The 21595-nt window shown below is 52.6% G+C and carries 17 protein-coding genes; 4 read left to right on the top strand and 13 right to left on the bottom strand.

The features are described from left to right. Positions 1 to 5: 5 nt before the first annotated feature. From EoCCA6_RS08640 to ygjG, 6 genes are all read right to left on the bottom strand, one after another. Positions 6 to 548, bottom strand: coding sequence for a fimbrial protein (locus tag EoCCA6_RS08640; protein WP_152082331.1), 543 nt, complete (start codon positions 546 to 548; stop codon positions 6 to 8). Between the two features lie 9 nt (positions 549 to 557). Then, positions 558 to 1574: a fimbrial protein gene (locus EoCCA6_RS08635; protein WP_152082330.1), complete on the bottom strand. Its 1017-nt coding sequence runs from the start codon at positions 1572 to 1574 to the stop codon at positions 558 to 560. Beyond that, the gene (locus EoCCA6_RS08630) at positions 1575 to 4193 is read right to left on the bottom strand and encodes a fimbrial biogenesis usher protein (RefSeq protein ID WP_152082329.1); all 2619 of its coding nucleotides are present in this window, start codon (positions 4191 to 4193) and stop codon (positions 1575 to 1577) included. A gap of 49 nt (positions 4194 to 4242) precedes the next feature. Next, entirely contained in the window at positions 4243 to 4950 is a 708-nt protein-coding gene (locus tag EoCCA6_RS08625; protein ID WP_152082328.1) for a fimbria/pilus periplasmic chaperone, read from the bottom strand. A gap of 133 nt (positions 4951 to 5083) precedes the next feature. Continuing rightward, positions 5084 to 5626, bottom strand: a complete 543-nt coding sequence (locus EoCCA6_RS08620; RefSeq protein WP_152082327.1) for a fimbrial protein BcfA — start codon at positions 5624 to 5626, stop codon at positions 5084 to 5086. A gap of 493 nt (positions 5627 to 6119) precedes the next feature. Beyond that, a complete protein-coding gene (gene ygjG, locus EoCCA6_RS08615) occupies positions 6120 to 7499 on the bottom strand; it encodes a putrescine aminotransferase (protein ID WP_167515538.1) in 1380 nt (459 codons plus the stop codon). Between the two features lie 434 nt (positions 7500 to 7933). Between ygjG and EoCCA6_RS08610 the strand changes: the two genes are divergently transcribed. Continuing rightward, positions 7934 to 9454 carry a methyl-accepting chemotaxis protein gene (locus EoCCA6_RS08610; RefSeq protein ID WP_152082325.1) on the top strand — a complete coding sequence of 507 codons (1521 nt, stop codon included), beginning with the start codon at positions 7934 to 7936 and terminating at the stop codon, positions 9452 to 9454. Between the two features lie 333 nt (positions 9455 to 9787). Next, positions 9788 to 11347: a methyl-accepting chemotaxis protein gene (locus EoCCA6_RS08605; RefSeq protein ID WP_152082324.1), complete on the top strand. Its 1560-nt coding sequence runs from the start codon at positions 9788 to 9790 to the stop codon at positions 11345 to 11347. On the opposite strand, the gene EoCCA6_RS08600 is transcribed toward EoCCA6_RS08605, so the two are convergent. Beyond that, positions 11344 to 11838 (bottom strand): PadR family transcriptional regulator, encoded by a 495-nt coding sequence (locus EoCCA6_RS08600; protein WP_152082323.1) that lies wholly within the window; start codon positions 11836 to 11838, stop codon positions 11344 to 11346. The genes EoCCA6_RS08605 and EoCCA6_RS08600 overlap by 4 nt on opposite strands. Before the next feature lie 146 nt (positions 11839 to 11984). Here EoCCA6_RS08600 and EoCCA6_RS08595 point away from each other — a divergent pair, with 146 nt between their 5' ends. Continuing rightward, positions 11985 to 12749: a siderophore-interacting protein gene (locus tag EoCCA6_RS08595; RefSeq protein WP_152082322.1), complete on the top strand. Its 765-nt coding sequence runs from the start codon at positions 11985 to 11987 to the stop codon at positions 12747 to 12749. On the opposite strand, the gene EoCCA6_RS08590 is transcribed toward EoCCA6_RS08595, so the two are convergent. From EoCCA6_RS08590 to EoCCA6_RS08565, 6 genes are all read right to left on the bottom strand, one after another. After that, positions 12750 to 13919 (bottom strand): coiled-coil domain-containing protein, encoded by a 1170-nt coding sequence (locus tag EoCCA6_RS08590; RefSeq protein ID WP_152082321.1) that lies wholly within the window; start codon positions 13917 to 13919, stop codon positions 12750 to 12752. It abuts the gene before it with no gap. Positions 13920 to 14032: 113 nt separating this feature from the next. Further along, positions 14033 to 15328 carry an amidase gene (locus tag EoCCA6_RS08585; RefSeq protein WP_232623273.1) on the bottom strand — a complete coding sequence of 432 codons (1296 nt, stop codon included), beginning with the start codon at positions 15326 to 15328 and terminating at the stop codon, positions 14033 to 14035. Positions 15329 to 15420: 92 nt separating this feature from the next. After that, the gene (gene hisD / locus EoCCA6_RS08580; protein ID WP_167515537.1) at positions 15421 to 16728 is read right to left on the bottom strand and encodes a histidinol dehydrogenase; all 1308 of its coding nucleotides are present in this window, start codon (positions 16726 to 16728) and stop codon (positions 15421 to 15423) included. Then, complete coding sequence (locus EoCCA6_RS08575; RefSeq protein WP_152082319.1) at positions 16728 to 17870, bottom strand: nuclear transport factor 2 family protein; 1143 nt, start codon at positions 17868 to 17870, stop codon at positions 16728 to 16730. The genes hisD and EoCCA6_RS08575 overlap by 1 nt, the downstream gene beginning before the upstream one ends. Before the next feature lie 115 nt (positions 17871 to 17985). After that, on the bottom strand, positions 17986 to 18960 hold the full coding sequence (locus tag EoCCA6_RS08570) for a nuclear transport factor 2 family protein (protein WP_152082318.1): 975 nt from the start codon (positions 18958 to 18960) through the stop codon (positions 17986 to 17988). After that, positions 18957 to 20027, bottom strand: coding sequence for a LacI family DNA-binding transcriptional regulator (locus EoCCA6_RS08565; protein WP_152082317.1), 1071 nt, complete (start codon positions 20025 to 20027; stop codon positions 18957 to 18959). Before EoCCA6_RS08565 ends, EoCCA6_RS08570 begins: the two co-directional genes overlap by 4 nt. A 302-nt stretch (positions 20028 to 20329) precedes the next feature. Between EoCCA6_RS08565 and EoCCA6_RS08560 the strand changes: the two genes are divergently transcribed. Continuing rightward, positions 20330 to 21568, top strand: coding sequence for an MFS transporter (locus EoCCA6_RS08560; RefSeq protein WP_152082316.1), 1239 nt, complete (start codon positions 20330 to 20332; stop codon positions 21566 to 21568). Positions 21569 to 21595 lie beyond the last annotated feature (27 nt).

The raw sequence follows: 21595 nt of genomic DNA, 5'->3' as shown, positions 1-21595 counted from the left end.
GCATCCTACTGATAAAGCAAATCAAAATACATGATGGCTGTGGCATTCCCCGGCGTGACGTCTGACAGGGTAGATTTATACCGTAAATTAAACGTTAAGCTATTATCGCCTTGTGTTAAGGGGTAGGTGTCAGATTCCACGTTATTTATGCTAATGGGATTATGCTCAGCGTTAAGAATTTCCACACCAAGACCCGTTGCCATTTGGCTCGCTGTTCCTTTCCCCGTGTCGCTGAGGGATAAAAGATCGGGGTTATTAATATCCGGTGTCCCGCTGAACCAGACTTTTGTTCCGTTGATGGCCCGCGAACAATTCTTCAGATCAATTGTGAAGGGTTTTTCCGGCGACGTCGTCCCTGGCGCAGGAAACGCCGAACTGTCAAATTCACCCAGATAGACGGTTTGTTCTTTACTGTTCACATCGACATCACAGGATTCACCAATAATCGTGCCGAATATCTGGAGATTTATCGACGCGCCATCATCGGCATGCGTTAGCGGCATCCAGAAAAAAAGAGTGAGCAGAGCGGAAAAATAAATGTTTTTCATTTAGCACCCTTACGCAAAATCGATACGTAAACAAGCCAACGCCGTGAAAATACCCTCTTCCGGGGCGTTACCTGTTGTACTGACCGGGTACGTTTTTAACGTGATATCTGCATGGCCCGAATCGTCGGTGATAAAATCAGCCGTGCTTGAAACGTCGTTAGGTATCATAACCATGCCCTTATCATTCGTAACAACGACGCCAACATCATTGTTATCGGTGGCAAGCGCCTGGTTAACGCGGCTGTCTGCCGTTGCGACCAGCCGAAGCGTGAGGTGCGCGGGTGAAATCACATCGGCATTACATTCAACAGGAACATTAAATGTTTTCACTGGTGCGTTATACGGTTTTTCCCCTGCGGTAATGAAAGATGAACTGTTTAATTTCCCGAGGTCAACGGTAATGATTTGCCCCGCATTAATGACGCAGTTTTGTGGTACGGTGACAGCGCCGTTGTAGGTTATTTGATAAACAATAGTATTCAGTGGATCGGTATTGTCTGTTGTAATGTAAACATTGAACATCACCTTATTGGGGATAATGACCGTGCCAATAAAGGGTTTGACAATTTTTATCCTGAACACCAGGTTGGAGTCATATACCGGGAAGGGTTCGCCAATATCCTCTTGATCGACCCTCCAGTCTTTCCCCATATGAACATAGTCTGCAGGGGGATAATAATCCCCTATATCTGAATCGGTAATACGCATCGCACCTGCGATATAGGTTGGATCGAGGCTCATGTATTGCCATTGATTTTCTGTGAAGATAACAGGAAAAGCACTTTTGTATGAACGATAGGTACGAGAATCACCATCAGGGTGTCTCGCACATATGGCTTCCACACCCACATCCTGTGATTTTACAAGTTCAACTGCCTTTCCCAACTGGTTTTCTTCTTTAGTCAACGTCGTTGTCAAATCGTAATTTACAACCGTAATGCTATTTGAATAATTATGGCAAACCGCAGCCAGACTTTCCGCTGACGTTACAAGAGCCAGTAATAAAAGAATAATACGTAATTTCACCTATCGGCACTCCGCTTTTAAACGTTCGAGGGACTGCTTTGTTTCACTTAGCGTGTAGGCAGCAACACATTTTTTATCGCTTGTATCGCCCCACTGTACCGTCAGGGAGCCTGTTGTCCCCAGTCCCGACAGATAGGCTTCGCCATTTTCACCCACGATAGTGTCTCCACCTTCGTCACTGCGCGTGACAATGGCACCAAACGGCACAGGGTGCCCATCATGAATTAATGAAATCATTGCACGATTCCCGGAGCGGGCCTTGAAGGTGGCGCGTACAAGTGCGCCCTGGGTTGGAATAACTTGCGTAACGGCTTCATCGATGTCCAGGTCGTCACTCAGGGAGTTGGTGTTCAGCGCCATGCGGTTACGATGGTATGCGCTGGCATAGGGCACGACCGCATAGCCTCGCCAGTCGGTGTGAATGCCCGGCCCATCTTCCACTTTAACGTTGCTTGCCCCTGGTGCCGCTATCAGGACGTTGGTGTCTCCCAAAGGCTGGCTTAAGGTGATGCCATTACGGTGGGCGACGATACCGCCACTCAGTCCATAATTTACCTGTTGATAATCGCCGTTATGGCTGTAGTTATATCCCAGGTTCGCATTACCGTAAGCGCTGTCGTACTCGGCACTGGCGCTTCCGCTGGCACCGGTATGCTGATTCTGATAACCCTGCTGAACGCTATAACTTAAGTTGTTATCTTCAAGCAGCGTTCCGTTGATGCCCGCAGTATTGGTCACTCTGCCGTCGTTGTCGGTGCTCATGCCGTAGGTGGCATAGATGCTATTTAAACGTTTCGTCACATCTCCACCTGGGTGGAGCCATACATTGAGTGGGAAGGAGAGCGTTAAGGCGTAAATCCGATCGCTTCCGCTCATACCGGGAGCTTTATTGTAGTTGTAGGTCAGGTTATAACTTACACCCGCCACCATCCCGCTATAACCTAGCTGGATAAGTGTGTTTTTTTCATCGGTATGCCAGTACGTTTGTTGGCTGCCGTTGAGAAAAATCGACCCGGCATTGCCAAATTGCTGGGATATATTCGCCTGGAGTTTACCGCGTTTGGTGTAGTACAGATTGTAATAATCCGTCCAGACTGGCCGATCGTCTTCGGTTCGGTTATTGGGATCGTCCTGGCCGATATAACCTTTCATCTGTTTGTAGGTCGTTTCATCCAGCGTATAAAAACCCGACGTTGAGTAGCGATACCCTAACAGCTGGAAATTTGTTCCAATGCCATTTAACGATTTTGCATATAAGAAACGTATTGATTGCCCGCTGTGTGAGCTACCATCGCTCAGTTCGCTTTGCGCACTGGTTACATCGGCCGACACCGCGCCAACGTTGCCCAGGTTAACCCCTGAACCCAAAGCAAAGGCGGCGTATTTTTCCGTCAGTTGCGTACCGCCATAGACGGTAAATCCTTTAGGTAAACCCCAGATAAGCGTTCCCTGAATAAAGTTAACGTCCTCTTGCTGGCTACTGCTGCTGCGATAGCGGGCTGCGGCCGCGGCGTATTTTACGCTGCCTTCTCGCTGTAAAACCGGGACTGCAGAATAGGGCACAGAATAGCTGTTGATCGTACCGTCAGCTTCTTTTACCTCAACGTTTAAATCGCCGCTGGAGGACGTGGGATAAAGATCGTTAATGGCAAAAGCCCCTGGCGGGACATAGCTTTGATAAATGGTGTAACCGTTTTGCTTGATGGTCACCTGGGCATTGGATTTTGCGATACCGCGAATAGTCGGGGCAAAACCCTTCATGCTATCCGGCAGCATATTGTCATCAGAATTAATCTGTACGCCGCGAAACGGCAGGCTATCAAAGACTTCCGATGTCGTATAATTTTCGCCTATCGTTAGCTTGCTTTTAAGGGGAATAACCGCCCGTTCAGCATACGTTTTAATGTGCTCCCAGTTGGTATAGGTACTGGAGCCACTGCTGCTGTAGTTCCAGGTGGAATAATCCCGCAACCGCCAGGGCCCCAGGTTAATCCCACTGTTCATTCCGAGAAAATAGTTATCCGTGGTCGAGCCATAATCGCCACTGTTTTGGTTATGCGAGCCTGTAAAGTCATAATTCAGCATCAGAGCGTTAATGCCTTCGTCCCATTGTTCAGGGGGGATGTAACCTCGCGCATTATTGCGCAGAGCAGCCTGCGGGATGCTGATATCCAGACGTTGTCGTTCAAAGTCGAAAAGGGTACTGGCTGCAGGAATGGCGGACGCAATATCGGCGCAATGGCTGGCGTTTTCTTCCTTCAGGGCAGGCAACGCATCAACATTAACCCCCATTGCATCAAGCGATTTCAGCGACAAACAGGGAGACAGCCCCGTATCATCATCCGACGGTTTTGCGCTTTTCCGGACGTTAAAAGTTATGTCGCGGGTGGCTAAAAAATTGTCATTCAGCCACACGTCCACCCGGTAAACGCCGGGTGCCTGGCCGGAAGAACTAAAACGTGACAAATCAGCAACTGCCGCAGGATCGCTTGAGAGGAAAGCCGGATTGAAATAATAATTCGCGCCTGCGTTCATGGATGTTAGCGCGCCCAGCATGGCCAATGTGAGAGGAGCCAAATGATGAATGACATGCTTTGTCTTCTGCTTACGATACTTCATTTTTCTCAGCCTGCTTTAACGCGCTCTATGCTTTTATTTTCCGGAAAAGTTATGCTCCAGGGCATGACTGAACGGGGGTAGTAGCACCAAAATCATTCACCGTCTGGAAATTGACCTGACCCCCGCTACCCGCAGGAACGGCAATCTCCAGGCTGTTCATTGGCGCAACCATGGTATTTGTTAACGTCGTGCTTCCCACTCTGAGCTGCACAAGTGATACGTAATAAGGCGACGGGTTTTTGATGGTCAGCTTGCCGTTCGTCGTCAGGCAACGCAGGGTTTTTGGCGCATCAATGGAAGGCGTTGGTAACTTTTTGGGGCGAATAAACAGCTTGATCACGCTTTGTGTGGCAATCTGCAGCGTATTTCCCTGCAATTTACTTTTATCCACTGACGGTATGGCTTTGCTGTTGAAAAAAAAGACGCTTTCCCTGTCTGTGGGCAAATCCGGGCCCACGTACATAATTCGCACGGTGTTCTCTTTTTTAGGATGCATCACAAATAGCGGAGGGGTAATGATAAAGTCTGTAGACTTCGATTGATCCGCATTTGCAACCCAGGACTGTACCAGAAAAGCATTGCTTTCAGACGTATTCGTCACAGGCAAAGAGATCTGCTTATCGCCTTGCGGGTAAATAATTCGCGTTGCGCCAAGCCCTATACCACCCGCGTACGCGGTGGTTATCGCCGTCATCGCAAATAAGAAAGAACCTGTAATCAGCTTATTTATAAAAGCTGATGGTATAATTCGTGTCATTGATATATCACTTAATTAAATACATAGAATAAAACATGCCGTTAGAGCCTATGTATTTAATCGCTGTAAAAAATGTCTGGATTAAAATGACTCCTCCGCACTGGTGTACGAAGGAGGAGGAACAGCATCCGGATCAGGAATAAACCATCTGGAAGGTGGCAGTGGACGCTACGTTACCTGGCGTTGCTGCGCCAGTTGCGATGTAGTCAACGCTCAGTGGAATGATGTTTTCACCGTTGATCAGACCGACGGCTGAGGACGTGGTGCCCAGGTCAAGATTTTTACCGTCAGGTCCAAACAGTTGCAGAGCAACGTTCAGAGCGGAACCCGCACCCGCGGTATTCGCCATCGCTCCCGGCTGGGTTGCATCCTGCTGCGCGTTGAAAATGACGGCGGCGTTCTGGCTCACGGAAGTGTCGCAGTCTTCCAGCTTGATGTTGAAATCTTCTTTCTGATTTGCGAGCATTCCTTTTTCGGTCAGTTTCACGGTGCGAACCTGGCTCAGAATAACGGTCTGGTCGACAGAGTCAGCCGCGACTGAACACGCGGCATTCACAACCTGACCGACGAAGTTAACGGTTCCACCGCTTACTGTTGTGCTTTCAGCTTGTGCATTCACGGCTACGCCGCTTGCCATTGCCGCAGCAACAACCATTGCTAAAACATGCTTTTTCATACAAATCCTTTTAATAAACAGTTTTCTGTCAAATTGAAACAAGATTTAAAACTACGAACGTTAAGAGGAAAGTAATATCTTAGATTAAATGTCCTTGATATACCGGCTCATATAACACAGTATGTTTCGCACATTCTCATGATGTTTCGAAAAGATATTTTATGAGGTGAAAAATATTATATCAATCTATTGCTGGATATTTTATGGTTAGAAATACTTAAACGGATTTTAAATAAGAATTTATTAGTTTTTAAAATGAATTTGCACATTAACTGATCGAATTTACCGGTTTTCTGGCGCAGAATGGGCCTGAAATAATATGTGTGGATTATTATTGAGCAGAATCCTGAGGGATATAATTAATATTAAATTCAGGAAAATATTATGCGCAGGGATCGCAGAAAATAAAATTTCAATGTGGAATCTTTAATTGCAAAGTGGAATTTAACATATATGCGGTGTAAAAAAGCCCTCCCAAAAGGGAGGACTTTTATCACATTTCTTCCACACTTATCCGCAGCGCTGCCAGCGCTTTGCGCGCCGCTTTCAGCACCTGTTCACACTGTTCAATGGTCAGCGTCAGCGGCGGTTCAATACGGATGGTTTTTGAATTGTTGAGCGTTCCGGCCACCAGTACCCGCTGGCGGAACATCTCGCTCGCGAAGTTATAGCCGATTTCATTATCAACGAACTCAATCGCCATCAGCATCCCTTTACCGCGCGCATCCTGCACCAGATCCGGGTATTCCCGTCCCAGTTGACGGAAGCCATCCAGCAGCATGTCGCCTTTTTGCTCCGCCTGCGCAGGCAGGTTTTGCTCCAGCAGCACGTTGATGGTTGCCAGCGCAGCCGCACAGGCCAGCGGGTTACCGCCAAAGGTGGTGGTGTGCAGGAACGGGTTGTCGAACAGCACCGAGAATACCTCCTCGGTAGCGACCGTCGCACCAATCGGCATCACGCCGCCGCCGAGCGCTTTCGCCAGGCAGAGAATGTCCGGCTGAACGTTCTCATGCTCGCAGGCAAACATCTTGCCGGTGCGGCCCATGCCGGTCTGTACTTCGTCGAAGATCAGCAGCGCACCAAACTCATCGCAAAGCTGACGCACAGCAGGCAGATAACCCTGCGGAGGCAGGATCACGCCACCTTCACCCTGGACAGGCTCCAGGATCACCGCTGCCACATCATCGCCAGTTTTACGGCATTCGCTGAGCATGGTGCGCATGGCGTTGATGTCACCAAACGGCACGTGGCGGAAGCCCGGCAGCAGCGGCATAAACGGTTTACGGAAGGTGGATTTGGCGGTCGCTGACAGTGCGCCCAGCGATTTACCGTGGAACGCACCGCTGGTAGCGATAAAGGTGAACTTCCCGCGTGGCGACTGGTACGCTTTGGCGAGCTTAAGCGCCGCTTCGACCGATTCCGTGCCGCTGTTGCTAAAGAAGCTGTATTTCAGTTTGCCGGGGGTTAAGGCCGCCAGCGTTTTCGCGAGCATGGCGCGAAGCGGGTCGAGCAGTTCCTGGCTATGGAGAGGTTGTTTCGCAAGTTGATTCTGTACGGCGGAAACCACTACTGGATTACGGTGCCCCACGTTGAAGATACCAAAACCACCCAGGCAATCGATAAACTCCTGTCCCTGGGTGTCGACAAGCGTATTAAGACTTCCCGCTTGCCACTCTACGGCTCCGTAATCCCCGCCGGCGGTAACAGATTTGCGATACTCCAGAAAACCCGGATTCACATGCTCTTTAAAGTAGTCGATGACCTCTCGGTTAAGTTGTTTCATCTCCTCATGATCAAGCGTTCGCTTTTCAATGAGATTCAGTGCGTGCGCGGTACAGGCAAGAGCCGAGGCGCTGGAAGGTAACCTGTTCAAAATGTGCTCCCTGGGATCGCGTATCACATGATACTGAGTTAAGTATTGCAGGGATTACGCCACTTCAGATGACTTAACGAAAATCGGGATAAACGCCAGGTTAAATTAATGTTGCGCAAAATTTAATCATGCCGATACAAGCCAAACGGGATGAAGGCGCAGGGAGGCGGGGAGAGGTTCTGCAACGCAGTTCGTCAATTGCACTGGTGTGGTGCGAAGGATGCTTCTTTAGTGGGCGTTAACCGATCATACTTTCCAGGTAATTTCTTAGCGAAAGTATTTTAAATCAATTAATTAGAAAGGCGCGCAAAAAGTGCGGTTTAACTGAAATTTGCGATCTCAATCATATTTAACAACTAAAGATAAATTCGTTACCGCCGAAAAACAATAAACCACAAAATTAACATTCAAATAACCTGCAAGGGATGCCCATCATGTCCTCTCCTTCTTATGTCACCCGGAATGAATACCCTCTGGACGATGACACCACCTTAATGTCGACCACCGACCTCCACAGTTACCTGACCCACGCCAACGACACCTTTGTGCAGGTGAGCGGGTACTCGCTCACGGAACTGCTGGGGCAGCCGCACAATCTGGTGCGCCACCCGGATATGCCGAAAGCGGCCTTTGCCGATATGTGGTACACGCTGCAAAAGGGGGAGCCGTGGAGCGGGATTGTCAAAAACCGGCGTAAAAATGGCGACCACTACTGGGTGCGCGCGAACGCGGTGCCGATGGTGCGTAATGGTCAGGCGACAGGTTATATGTCGATCCGCACGAAAGCGACGGCCGAAGAGATTGCCGCCGTGGAGCCGCTCTATAAGGCACTGAATGAAGGGCGCTGTAAAAAACGTATCCATAAAGGGCTGGTGGTGCGTCAGGGCTGGCTCGGGAAGTTACCGGCGATGCCGTTGCGCTGGCGTGTGCGCAGCGTGATGGCGGTACTGTTTGCTGCGCTGGCCGCCACGCTGATAGCCACCTCTGCCGGCTGGGTTTCACTGGTGGCGACAGCCGTGGTGATGCTGCTGGGGACCGTGCTCTTTGAACAGCAGATTGTCCGCCCGGTGGAAAACGTAGCGCGTCAGGCACTGCGGGTCGCCACCGGTGAGCGCAACAGCGTGCAGCACCTGAACCGCAGCGACGAACTGGGGCTGACCCTGCGCGCGGTTGGGCAGTTAGGGCTGATGTGTCGCTGGCTGATCAATGACGTATCCAGCCAGGTTGTGAGCGTGCGCGATGGCAGTGACAAGCTGGCGCAGGGTAATGAAGATCTCAATGATCGCACGCGCCAAACCGTCGCCAACGTGCAGCAAACCGTGGCGACGATGAACCAGATGGCGGCGTCGGTACAAAGCAACTCAGAGACGGCTGCTGAAGTGGACAAGCTCTCCGTGGCTGCCAGCAGCGCAGCGACCAAAGGCGGTAATGCGATGCAGACCGTAGTCAAAACGATGGATGACATTGCCGACAGCACCCAGCGGATTGGCTCGATTACCTCGCTCATTAACGATATTGCTTTCCAGACCAATATCCTGGCGCTGAATGCCGCCGTAGAAGCGGCACGCGCGGGTGAGCAGGGCAAAGGGTTTGCGGTGGTGGCAGGGGAGGTGCGTCATCTCGCCAGCCGCAGCGCGAATGCGGCTAACGATATTCGTAAACTGATTGATGCCAGCGCCAGCAAGGTACAATCTGGCTCCGATCAGGTGCATGCCGCAGGCCGCACGATGGACGATATCGTTGAGCAGGTGAAAAATGTGACTCAGCTTATCGCGCAGATCAGCCACTCGACTTCAGAACAGGCGACCGGCCTGTCGGAACTCACCCGTGCCGTGGCGGAACTGGACAGCATCACGCAGAAAAATGCCGACCTGGTGGAAGAGAGTGCGAAAATCTCGTCGATGGTGAAGCATCGTGCCGGGCGGCTTGAAGATGCGGTAACCGTTCTCCATTGATTCAGTAAAGTTCCAGTAAAGCCGTTTGCTCCAGAAAGAGTAAACGGCTTTTTTGTTTGTTGTAATTATTTTGGTTGGTTATTGTTAAATTAATATTAAATAACTAAAAAAATCCGCCTGGTTATTTATTCCTGCCTAAGTCTGTTTTTCCTGACGCTATTTCACATACGCCTGTTCTGGCGGTCACGTAACGATCGATACGGCGTAATTAATAGCCTGCACCTATCCATTATGATGGTTATGAAATAAAAAAACGATCAAAGTCATAAAGTTAGCGCCTGGGTTACCGATAACGAAGATCGTCTGAGAAATAATCACATTGATGGAGTAAATATGTTCTTACATGACGTAAAGATCGGCACGAAATTATTTCTGGCGTTTGGATTCTTTATTGTCCTGATGGTGGCGAGTGCGAGTTTGTCCCTGCTGAGCCTGAACCGTGCGAACAACGGTATGCAATCCATCATTACCAGCGGTTATCCGACCACGGTAAAAGCGAACCAGCTAATCGACAACTTCCAGGAATTTATTAGCACACAGCAGCTCATGCTGCTGGACGAGCAGGGGACATACACCGCCCGGTCGCAGCAGCGTATGAAAGAGATCAGTGAGCACATTACCGTGCTGCTGGACGGCCTGAATAATGCTCTGCACGATGCCAAATCACAGCAGGTTTTGGCGGATATTCGTAGCGTGCGCCAGCAGTATCTGGATTCGCGTTACCGTATTTTGCAGGCGGTGCAGAATAACGATCGTGCGGGTGCCATCCAGGAGATGATGACCAACACCCTCAGCCTGCAACAGGCCTATAAGACGAAGGTACAGGAGTTAATCGCTATTCAAAACAGCGAGATGCAACGTGCGGGCACGCAGGTGGACGACGATTTCAGAACCCAACGCCTGCTGCTGATCCTGATCACGCTGTTTAGCGTTGTGGTGGGCAGCCTGATTGGCTGGTTCATTGTGCGCTCGATAACCCGCCCGCTGGGTAAAGCAGTGACCTTCGCTGAAGCCATTGCTGAAGGGGATCTGACCGGCAGCATTGCGTCACACGGTAAAGATGAAACCGGTCTGCTGCTCTCCGCGCTGATGGAGATGAAAACTCGTCTGCTGGAGATTGTGCAGCAGGTGCAGACCGGGTCGGAGAATATCTCCAGCGCGGCCGCGCAGATCGTAGCGGGGAACCAGGATCTGGCGGCACGCACGGAGGAGCAGGCCAGTTCTGTTGAGCAGACGGCGGCGTCGATGGAGCAGATCACTGCGACGGTGAAAAACACCGCGTCTCATACCGGGGAAGCGACGAACCTTTCTGCCGACGCGGCTGCGGTGGTGAAAAACAACGGCGAGATGATGAAGCAGGTGACCAGCAAAATGCGCCTGATTAATGACACCTCAAACCGGATGTCCGACATTATCGACCTGATCGACGCCATTGCCTTCCAGACTAACATCCTGGCGCTGAATGCCGCCGTAGAAGCGGCACGTGCCGGTGAGCATGGCCGTGGTTTTGCGGTTGTTGCGGGGGAAGTGCGCCAGCTGGCGCAGAAAAGCGCCTCCTCAGCCAGTGAAATTCGCCAGCTCATTGAAAGCTCCACCAGCCAGACTCAGGACGGGATGAATCTGGTAGAGAAGGCCAGCGGCTTGATCAACGGCATGGTCGGTAACGTCGAGGAGATGGATGTGATCCTGCGTGAGATCCGCCAGGCCAGCCATGAGCAGACGGAAGGTATCTCGCAAATTAACAGCGCAATTGGCCTGATTGACGCCACCACACAACAGAACTCCGCGCTGGTGGAGGAGTCTGTGGCAGCGGCGGCATCGCTGAATGAGCAGGCGATGCACCTGAAAGAGCTGGTTCGCGTCTTCCGCGTGAGCGAACACGCACCGGCTTAATCCAGCTGGGAGATCTCCAGCGACGCGCGGTCGATCACGCCGATGATCTGCTTAAGCTGCACATCGCTGAGTTCTCCCTGATTCACCTTCAGGTCTAAAACGGCTTTAAAGTTATCCAGCGCCCGCTTCATCTGCGGGTTTTTGCGTAGCTGGAAGCCGACGCAGCGCGCTTTGATACGTACCTGAATGTTCTCAAGCTGTTCCTGGTTTTCATCAAGCCACTGTTGCCCTGCTACGGTGATCGCAATTTTCTTGCGGCCACTTTCTTCTTCCGTCATGGTGATAAACGTCTGATCCTGCAAAAAATCGAGCGTCGGGTAGATAACACCCGGACTTGGGGTGTAATTCCCCTGCGTCATGTTCTCAATCTCTTTGATCAGTTCGTAACCGTGACTGGCGTTGCGGGTCAGGATATCCAGGATCACCAGCCGCAGATCGCCGTGACCAAAAAATCGCGGTCGGCGTCCGCCGCCCTCGTGTTCATGTCGCATGGTATGCCCCTCAATTTGATATATCTAAACTATATCTAAGATATATTAAGATGCAATCTAAGAAATCTTGCATTCTTGCTTATTAGCAATCATTATCATTTAAAATTGATTTCGATATATCGTATTCACCTGAGAAGGGCATAAAAATGACATCCACCCGTTATCCGCAACGTGTCCGTAATGACCTGCGCTTTCGCGAGCTAAACGTGCTCCGCGTTGCGCGTGTAAGTGCTGGCTTCCAGCGCATTGTTCTGGGCGGCGAGGCGCTGGACGGTTTTACCTCCCGCGGTTTTGACGACCACACCAAAGTCTTTTTCCCGGCACCGGGCACAGCCTTTGTGCCACCGGTGGTGACCGATGATGGCATCGACTGGGGCGACGGTGTACGCCCGCAGGCGCGTGACTATACGCCGCTGTATGATGAGGTAAACCATGAGCTGGTGCTCGATTTCTTCGTTCATGACGGCGGTGTCGCCAGCAACTGGGCGGTTGAGGCGAAACCCGGTGACAAGCTGACTATCGGCGGCCCGCGTGGTTCGCTGGTGGTGCCGGAAGATTACGCCTGGCAGTTGTATGTCTGCGATGAGTCCGGGATGCCCGCACTGCGCCGCCGTTTAGAAGGCATCGCAAAACTGACGGTACGCCCGGCGATCCATGCGGTGGTAACCGTAGGTGATGAATCTTATAAGGACTATCTGGCGCATCTGAGTGACTTCAACATCACCTGGATTGTGGGCCACAGCGAGCAGAAGGTGGCTGACCACCTGGCGGCGTTGACCGTGCCGTCGGAAGATTACTTCATCTGGCTGACTGGGGAAGGGAAAGTGGTGAGAAACCTGAGCCGCCAGTTTGAAACCGACGCGATTGATCAGCAACTGGTGCGTGCCAGCGCATACTGGCACGCTAAATAACTACGCAGCCGAATCCATCTGCGCTTCGCTTACCTGATGTTCGAGCGAGGCGCAAACCTCTTTCAGCGCCTTCTCCTGCTGAGCAAAGTACGCTTCCATATTGCTGAGCGACGAAACCAGCAGCCAGGACTCTTCTTTCTCCAGCTCCGCCAGCTCGTTCACTAAGGTGTCGATTTGCTCGCGGACCTGTGCCATCTTTTTGCGGATACGCTCCAGATCGTTCAGCCTGTCGCTTGCCATCAATGGCTCAAAGCCCTGCTGCAGACGCGCCACCAGCGAGCGAATGGCTTTCACGTCACCGCGCTGTTTGGCCTGGTTAAGCTGCACCATCATCGTGTTGGCTTCTTCTTTTAGATCATCTGCGACCAGGTCCGGGTGGCACAGTTTGCTTGCCTGACGCCAGAGCCGTTTTAGCTCGTTCTGATCTTCCTGCGAAAGATTTTTCCCTTTGCGCAGACGAATTTCAGCATCGTGATGCTGTTCGCGGTATTTCTCGTACTCTTCATTGGCCTCGTCGCGCGCCTGGCGTGCAGGCTCCTCTTCGCGCGTTAACCCGCGCTCAAGTTCCAGGGCTTCAGCCAGCAGGTTGGCAATCAGGTTGCTTTGCTGCTGCAGGTGCTTGCGCGCCTCGGCAGCCTGTACGGAATCGGCAGGTTGGTCGCGCCAGCGTTGGGTGAGCGTCGCCAGCACCTCCACCGCCTGCGCCATGTAGCGCTGACAGCGACGATAATCCTCTTCACGACGACGCGCCTCCGCCTGCTGGCGACGCAGGTTTAGCTCCGCCAGCGTTTTACGCAGGGCGAGGATCTGCTGCATAAGCGGCCCGAGCCGGGAGAAATAGAGATCGTTGAACTCATCAAGCTGCTGCACGCGGGCGTTGCGGCGGTCAATCAGATCGCGCAGGCGTTCTTCCAGTGCTTTAAGCTCCAGCTTGCTGGCGGCCACCTGCGGATCGCGCCACTGAGTGATAGCGCGCTGGCCCTGCAGCCAGGCAGTGATGGCCGCAATGGCGGCGGTGTAGTTTTTCTGCTCAAGCGCCACGACGATTGCCTGTAGCTCATCGTCAAACGCTTCCTTTTTCAGCCGTGTCAGCTGGCTCTGGATGATATCGTCATCTTCCAGTTCAATCGCATTTTTAATGATTTCTAGCCGTTTGATCGGTGTGCTCATGATGCCTTTCGCTTTGGCGCTTAAGTATTTGAGTTAAGGTTAGTTGTTACAGACGCTACAGGAAATAATACACACGGATGATGATCGGCGCGATGGGGGATTTCTTTAGTTTTTTACGGTTTGTGAAGGGGCGGGCAAGCGTCATCTTCGCCAAGCGCATTTTCACAACCCAGAGCTAATGAGAGTAAGAACTGCTCATTACGTGTCTTCGATAATATCTCTATCCCCACAGGTAAACCGGCATGATTCAGGCGGTACGGTAAGGTGATTGCTGGCAGACCGCTTATTGCTGCGAGTTCAGGTGCACAGCCAGGGGGCATTTTATTCAGGTCCGCGGGGCGGCGTTTGGCGGTGGGGTAGAGAAAAGCATCGATGCGATACTGTTCGGCTGTACCGCTCAACTCACGATACAGACGACGCTGAAAACGACGTCCGTTAAACCACTGCGGTGTTTTCAGGTGGCTAAACGATAGCATCTGCTCCAGCAGCGGTAAAAATTCAGATAAGCATTGTCCAGAGGTGACCACCTCCCGCAGGCTGGCCGGAGCGTTCTGCTGGGCTGCGAGCCAGGCGTTGATCCCGGTATGGAATTCGTAAAGACTCAGGCACATCTGAGATTCCACTTCGGTCAGAATCGGCAAAGGCACATTAATCATCGTCGCACCGGCTAACCGCAGGCGATCCAGCGCCTCAGACCATACGCCGAGCTGAGCCGGATCGTCCCCCTCCAGAGCGGTAATGACCCCGAACCGTTTCCCTTTAAGCGGCAGTGCCTCCGGCTCAACGGGCCGCTCGCCGTGCATGATTGCGTGTAAGAGAGCGGCATCGCGCACGGTGTGTACCATCGGGCCAACGGTATCTTTACTCAGGGATAAAGGGGCAACGCCCTCAAGCATCTCACGCCGAAACGCAGGCCGTAATCCGACGAGACCGGTATAACTGCAGGGAATACGAATCGAACCGCCGGTATCCGTACCCAGGGCACCGTCTGCCATACCGGCAGCGACGGCAGCAGCGCTACCGCCGCTTGAGCCGCCCGCCGTAACGGCAGGTTGTAACGGATTGCGCACATCGCCGCCCAGCGAGCTACGGGAACGAACGTCAAAGGCGAACTCAGACATATTTGCTCTTGCCAGAATAATCGCCCCTGCTGCCCGCAGGCGCTGGATGACCCGTGCATCAGATACCGCTTTTACCGATGCCAGCCCTTTGCAGCCGAGTGTGATCGGCAAAGAAGCACAGGCGATGTTGTCCTTCACAATCAGCGGGATGCCGTGCAATGGCCCCATTAAACTATTTTGACGGCGAAGCTGCTGATAACGTTCAGCCTGTGCCATCGCATCGCTATTGACACCAAGAATGGCATTTAGATGCTGGTGTTCATCAATGGCCTGCAGACGTCGGGCCATCTCCTCGCAACAATCCTGGGGTGGAATAAGACGCATCGCGTGAGTTCCTGAAGAGAAGAGTGTGGCAGGCTATTCCGCCTGCCTCTGTTACCTTAATCCCGCGTGCCTGCGGTAATGGCATCAATATCCTGCGGGCGGAGGCGAATTTCTGCCGCACGGCGGTGCCCCTGCATTCCCTCGGTACGGCTCTGGCGAATAGCCGGTTCCGCGATGGCCGGAATTCCCTGCTCGTCAATCCACTGATGGGTGCATACTTTGACATATGCGCCAACCCACAACCCGCCGGTATAGCGCGCTGCCGCCATTGTGGGTAGCGTGTGGTTTGTTCCGCAGCATTTGTCCGAAAAGACGACGCTGGCGTTTTGTCCGATAAACAGTGAACCGTAGTTGCGGATCTTGGCAGCAGTAGCGTGCGGATCGCGGGTATGAACCTGTAAATGTTCGGTTGCCATATAATCAGCGAAGGCGATCAGGTGATCTTCGTTGTCGCACACCACGATTTCGCCCTGACGATGCCAGGCTTCACCCGCTGTCGCGGCGGTGGGCAGGTTGCCTAGCTGGCGTTCGATCTCAGCGAGAGTGCGTGTTGCGATCGCGTCGCTGGTGGTCGCCAGCCCGACGCGGGTATGAATGTCGTGCTCCGCCTGCGCCAGCAGATCGGCGGCCAGAATACGCGGATCGGCAGAATCGTCAGCAACGGTGAAGATCTCACTCGGCCCGGCAAGGGCATCAATACCCACTTTACCAAAGACCTGGCGCTTCGCCTCGTTTACATAAGCGTTGCCAGGACCGACGATTTTATCCACCGCCGGAATACTTTCAGTCCCCCACGCCATGGCGGCAATGGCTTGCGCGCCGCCCACTTTAAAGATGCGGTGCGCCCCGGCCAGGTGACAGACGGCGATCATCGCCGGATGCGCGCCCGGTGGCAGGCAGGCGATAATCTGTTCGCAACCCGCAACGGTGGCAGGCACAATCGACATTACCGGGGCGGAAAGGATAGGGTAGCGCCCGCCCGGCACGTAGCAGCCCACGGTCTGAACCGGAATAATGCGATGCCCAAGATGCACGCCGGGCAGAGTTTCCACTTCCAGCGGCAGCATGGTGGCGAACTGAGCCTGAGCAAAACGGCGCACCTGAGAAATGGCGAATTCGCTATCGCGACGGGTCTGCGGGTCCATGCCAGCCAGCGCCTGTTCAATCTCTTCGGCCGTCACTTCAAACTGCGATGGCACGACTTTATCGAAACGTTGTGAAAAATCCCTCAGCGCCGCATCCCCTTCCTGTTTCACCCGCGCAATAATCGTGCTGACGGTATCGCTCAGGGAACGGTCTGCTTTCTCATCCTGGCCCTGCGGGCGTTTAACCCAGCGAACCTGATTAACAATCGACTCTGACATTATGCATTCTCCATCTGACCAAGTTTGATCTGCGCCAGCAGCGCCAGGTGATCGTAAACGACCCACTCATCAACAATTTTGCCGTTCACAATGTGGTAATGGGACATGCCCATAACGAACAGACGCTCGCCTGTGGGTTTGCCCAGCTCGCCATAGCCCAGGTGGTGGCCTTCCATGATCCAACGGATCGCCACTTTCACGCCGCCCTCATCGCACGGGTTAGAGCAGATATGCTGCGGGAGCCATGCGCCGTCCGGGATCATGCCAATAAGTGCCAGGGTCTGGTGCGTCACCGATGCTACGCCGTAAAGCTCTTTCATCAGCGGGCCGTGGTACTGCACGTTGGGCGCGTAGACCTCTTTAATCTTGCCTAACATCCGACGGTTATAAATTTCGTGCATCCAGCGCAGGCACTGCTCTTCGGTATCGGTATGGGCGATCGAGATGTCGCACTCTATCTCCGGTGGATACTGCCCCAGCATGCGGCCATTCTCACCGATGTCGGTGACGCGGAAGCCTTTATCAAATTGCTCTTTCGCCATGTTGAAGGCGATGTCATCGGTGTTTAGCCCCAGTTGTTTCATCAGGGACATGTTGTCACTCACTACCCACTCGCGGTAAATCTTGTTCTCGTGGATCATGCAGTCGGCCACGGTGCGCGTGACAAACGTGCGGTTCGTGGGCTGGCCGAGATGGCTGAACTGGGTATGACGCCCCGTCCCCGTTACCAGGTGAGAGGTATAGAAACCATCGACGTCATTGCCGTTCCAGATAACCTGCGTCGCCATGCCCCGGCGCTCAGGGAAGGCTACCAGGCGTTTCAGGGTGTCCTGCACCACTTCTTCACGGGTATACAGTGTGCCCAGTGCGTTATACAGCACGCAGTTATGGGTATAGTGGGTATAAATTAAACCAACGTCACGTTCGTCCCATATTTTATGGGTGCAGCGCACGATATAATCGACAATATCCGTATAACACTCATCGAAGCCTCTTAATGATTGCGCGCGAGGGCGTTTCTCCGGAACGAGATCAATAAAGTCGCGGCGTTCAACCTGTAATACCGGTTCGTCACGCTGAATTTTACTGTTATTTTTTTCGGGTACGGCTGGAGCTTTATTTGTTACTTCAGTTGAAGACATAGGACCTCCTGCATTGATGTTCACTATTATTCAGACAATAAGAAACCTGCACCCAAATAAATGAGTGAAGTCTTTGCCGCAATAACTATTGCGGCAGGGATTTTATGATAATTATTTACGGATTAACGATTTGCGACCATATCGCTAATTCATCTATTCCGAGATATTCACGAATAATTAAACCGTCGCGCAATTCAAGCTGACTAATACCCGAAATAGAAACAGGTTTACGCGTCGGCGCGCCAAATTTTCCATAACCGTCATGCCAGGTTAAAAGTGACCAGCGCAGCGAGATGCGCACCGGCTCATTGGCATCTTTGCGCACAATTAAATGGTGAAGCTGGGTTTCGCTGTCGGCGAACGAGGCACGGTATCCAGAGAGCAGAGCACTGATTTCGGCCTCGCCGGTGCCCATGCAGTGGCCTGGCGCATATAACGTGGCGGCCGGATGGTACAAACCGGGCACAGTACCGCTGTTACCACCCGCCCACATGGTCAGATAGCGTTCAATCACGCCTGCAATAGGGCCTTCAACATCATCCCCTTCAGGGCCGCCCGCCCAGCGCGCGTGCAGTACGTCTGCCGGGCTGTTTTCCAGCCCCAGTTGCTCACGGGCGTTGCCCAGACTGCGGGCAAATTCACGCACATCCAGCCCCAACTGCGCAACAATTGCGGCTCTGTCCTGCAGCAACCACTCCTGACGTATCGCGCCATCGGCGCAAATACGATCCGCCCAGGTGCGCACCCAGACGCTCTTGCCCGTCGGCGCACCAAAAAAGCCCTCGCCCTGATGGCGAATCGACGCCATTGTCCGCTGAGAGGTGTAATACTCACCTCCTGGCGCTTCGGTACAGAGAATGTCCTCCGTCAGCACGCTGCGCTGCGGGAAGCTGTACATCGCCTCCAGGGTATGGCGCATAAACTGTGAAAGGTCGGTCAGCTGTTTTTCCGGAGTAATAAATACCACCGGTGTGGCATAAAAATCGGCCAGCTGACCAATATCTTTCTGCTCCCAGACAACGTGGGTCAGCGTGGTAATAAACTGCTGAATGGAGTCAAACTGGGGGCTGAAACCGGGCAATCTGCTCATTTAACCTCCTGAGGCTGAAACAGGGATACACCCTCTTTTTCAATGACGCCGCTGTGTGGCCGTCGGGCGGAGTGTCGCACCACCAGTTGACCCGGCACGGTAATCTGCTCAGGCTCAATGGTGTCGCTCTCAATTTGCTTCATCAGCAGTTCGACCGCCGCTTCCACCATCTCCTTTACAGGCTGTGACACAGAGGTCAATGCATAAGAAGGCCAGCCTGACGGGCCGGTATCGTCATAGCCAATGACCGACACATCCTGAGGAATTTGCAGGCCGAACTCGTAGCGCGCGACGTCCATCACCGTTAACGCCATGTGGTCGTTAGCCACAAAAATAGCATCCGGCACTGGCGGGGTTGAAAAGAGGGTATAGGCCGCGCGGATGGTCTGCCTGGTGTCATAGTCACCGTTAACCACTCTGACGTCGTTTATTCCCTGTTCCTGTAATGCGGCCAGAAAGCCACGCTGACGGGCGATGTTCACCGACGAATCGGCCACGCCGCCCACATAGGCGTAACGCTGGTGTTCACCCGCCATCAGGAATTCAGCGATTTGCCGTGCCGCCGCTTCATTATTGCTGTTAACACTGGAGGCCATACCGTTTTCCTGGCTGCGGTTAAACAGAACAACCGGTATCCCCGCAGCCAGACATTCGCCGGAGAGATCCAGCGAAAGCGTAACCGAGGCCAGCACGATGCCGTCCACCCGGTACTGCATGATCTGATCGAAAATCCTGTCCACGTTTCCATCTTTGTCGCCCACAAACAGCAGCAGGTGGTAATTGAGAGTGTCCAGTTTTTGCGCCAGCGCTTCCAGAACCTGCGGATAGAACTGGTTATCGAAATAGGAAATCACCACGCCGATGATGCGCGACCGGGCGGTATTGAGAGAGCGGGCAATCGCGTTTGGTCGATAGCCAAGCTCCCGTGCCGCTTTCAGCACTTTTTCACGGGTTGCCGGGGAGATACTCGCCCCAGGCGTAAAGCTCCGTGATACCGCCGACTGCGATACGCCTGCCAGTTGCGCCACCTGCTGCGACGTGACCGCCGCAAAACTCTTACGTTTCATTACCCCGGTTCCTCATCCTGGACTCTTCCCAACGCCGTAACAACGCCGTCAGAAAGAGGGTGTTTTTTATACTTACACCATCTTTGCATGCGTATGCAACAAGCAAAATTAATTTTCTCACAATGTTAATTAGGTCACTTTACAAAATTGAAACCTTTTCGTAACTTCAATTCTTGAATACGTATTCATGCGTGATTTATGCCGTCAACGATACCGGGCAAATGGAGCAACGAACAGAGGGAAGAGCCGGTAAATGCCGTTCTTGATTGGTTCAAAACCATTAATTATCAGAGGTTCAAACCATGTTTCGAGCACTACTCCGCCGACCTGAAGCCCGGCTTTTTTTCATCATCAGTATCCTGTTTTTCATTTGCATTCATAGTATTGACGCGTTTCTTGCACCTATGATGCTTGACCAGGGCATTGAGCCACAGGTGATGGGAATCATTATGGGGGCCAGCGGTCTGGCTACGCTGCTCATCCGTTTCCCCCTGGGGATTATTTCTGATGTGGTAAAAAGCCGGAAAATCTTTATTCAAATCAGCCTGATGCTACCCATTTTTACCTGGCCTTTGGCCTGGCTGGAACCGAATGCGGTCACGCTGTATCTGGCGAAAGCAGCAGATGGCGTCACCGCCGCCACGTGGGTTTTGTATAACATCCTGTTTATCCGTTACTTTGACCGCAAGGAAGCTCCGGCTGCTGTAGCGCTGCTGGCACTGGCAGGCCCGGTGGGCGTTTTTATTGGTAACTGCGTAGGTGGTTTATTAATTCACTATTTTGAGAACAATATCGCATTTTTGCTTTCCTGCGTTTCCGGATTGCTGGCGCTGATTCTTACCACCCGTATTAGCGATGTCCACGACCCGGTGCAGGCCCCCACGCTGCAGGCGTGTATCGCCGGGGCGCGTAAACAACTGTGCGACCGCTCGGTATGGATGATCGGCATTTTAGCCACCATTGTTATCCTTGTACCGTTTGCCACCCGCGATACCCTGACTCCCATTTACGCCGAGCAACTCGGTGCCAGAGCGGGCATCCTGTCGCTGTTAAGCAATATTCATCTGATCTTCTATGCGCTTGCTATCGCCCTGTGCAGTGCAGTGTTTTATAAGCGTCTGGGCGTGATGAAAACGGCTGTCGTGGGCATCGTTTTGCAGGTGGTTTCTACCCTCGGCATCCCTTTTACCGACAACATGTACCTGATTTACGCCCTGCAGGCGCTGGCCGGTTTCTCGTTCGGCATGGCCTTTGCCGCGTTTATGTCTCTCAGCGTGGTTAACACGACCTCGGATGAACAATCCACCCGCATGGGACTTTTCCAGACTATCTATTCACTGGGCATGTTTATCGGTCCGGTAATTATGGGCGTCATGCTGCAACATATTAATCTGGCGTCCGGCTATCTGTTTATTGCCGCGCTTTCCGTTGTTGCCGTCATTATTACGCCGCTGTCCGTGCGTTGGGTTAATAACCGGCAGATAAATTCTTCATCTGATTTATCCGCGAACGGGCAACTCGCCTCCGCTCGCGACCAGTAATTTTTTCAGGTAAGCACTCCATCCTGG

The organism is Enterobacter oligotrophicus, assembly GCF_009176645.1.
Classification (GTDB): Bacteria; Pseudomonadota; Gammaproteobacteria; order Enterobacterales; family Enterobacteriaceae; genus Enterobacter; species Enterobacter oligotrophicus.
The sequence above is the reverse complement of the archived record's forward strand: the minus strand, read 5'-3'. Positions and strand labels throughout refer to the sequence as shown.